We start from the raw sequence: 1,224 nt of genomic DNA on the forward strand, positions 1-1,224 counted from the left end.
TGTTTTTTAATCCAAAACGCCAAGCCAACGTGTTCAAGGCGTAGGATATAATCATAAATCACACGCTTGTGGCAATAGTTATTAATATAATTTCCAACTGTCCCGATGACTCATTTTTCGCAATTTTATTTATAAAAACGCTCAACAATTCTTTCACATTGAATTGGCTATTTCTATTCACATTTAATAAATTAGATAGCGCTAATTAAATGTAACCGATTACTTTTTTGTTTCTATTTCTATAGGAAAAAGTCTTAAATCCACTTTCTGACTTCCTTCTCTGAATATATATTTCTGCTCATTTTGGGCGATAATTTGACCTTGAGAATAGAGTTTCCCTATCACTTTCATTTCTCCTTTCCCGGCTTGAATTGGCGCAATAAGAAAAGAATATTGAACTGGTAACTGAACACCTTGATATTGCTGAGAAGCAACAGTAAGACATTGATTTTCAAAAGCTTGACACATCTCCACATCTAAATAGGTCGAAACTGGAGGATGGTATCCTTCGACAGAAATCCACCCATATACATTCGCTTGGCTCTGAACAGAAAATGACTGTGCAGTCCCCACGGACTGAGCGCATCCAGTCAATAACATTAAACCGATAAGACCGGCCCACTTACTGCTTTTCATTTAGGCTCCCATAAATTATTTTTATCGTCTTATTATGATTTATTTTTACACAACTTCTTATGTGTACGTTTAAATTTTCGGCTTATATTTATTCTACAGATGGACAGCAATAACGTTCCACGTACAACACGTAATTAACATAGTATTTAATTTTTGAGATAACACAATTCTAATTCTTCATCGCTTGTCGTTATAAACCAAAATCTCACCATAATAGAATTTAATAACCGTTAATCTTTATATGCACCAGCACTCATTTGTAAGATTAGAAGCAAGGTGTCAATTCTGGGTTTCCGGCCAAAATATAATAACTAACAACCAAAATTGATAAACACACCCCACGATATCGAATATGTTTCCCGATAAAATTCTCAAAAGGACTGTTTCTATGTCAGCACGCCAAACTATCGATGAGGTTTTACAGAAGTTTGCTCATCAAATAGGCTTGCCTGAACTGCATTTGACGGACAATGAACTAAGCTTAGCTTTTGATGATCACTTGAAGGTTCATTTCATCTTTCATCCAGAAACGAATACGCTGCAACTGGAAGCGGAAATTGTTGGATTACAAATCGTCAATTCTGATCT

At 35.3% G+C, this 1,224-nt stretch carries 1 protein-coding gene and 1 pseudogene; one reads left to right on the top strand and one right to left on the bottom strand.

The genetic code is table 11. The features are described from left to right. Positions 1-219: 219 nt before the first annotated feature. Positions 220-636 carry a YscW family type III secretion system pilotin gene (locus R7R78_RS24120; RefSeq protein ID WP_225474375.1) on the bottom strand — a complete coding sequence of 139 codons (417 nt, stop codon included), beginning with the start codon at positions 634-636 and terminating at the stop codon, positions 220-222. A 388-nt stretch (positions 637-1,024) separates the two neighbouring features. On the opposite strand from R7R78_RS24120, the pseudogene exsC reads away from it, so the two are divergent. Beyond that, positions 1,025-1,224, top strand: a pseudogene (gene exsC / locus R7R78_RS24125) (type III secretion system regulatory chaperone ExsC); the annotation flags it as partial.

It is taken from the genome of Vibrio sp. 2134-1, from assembly GCF_033339495.1.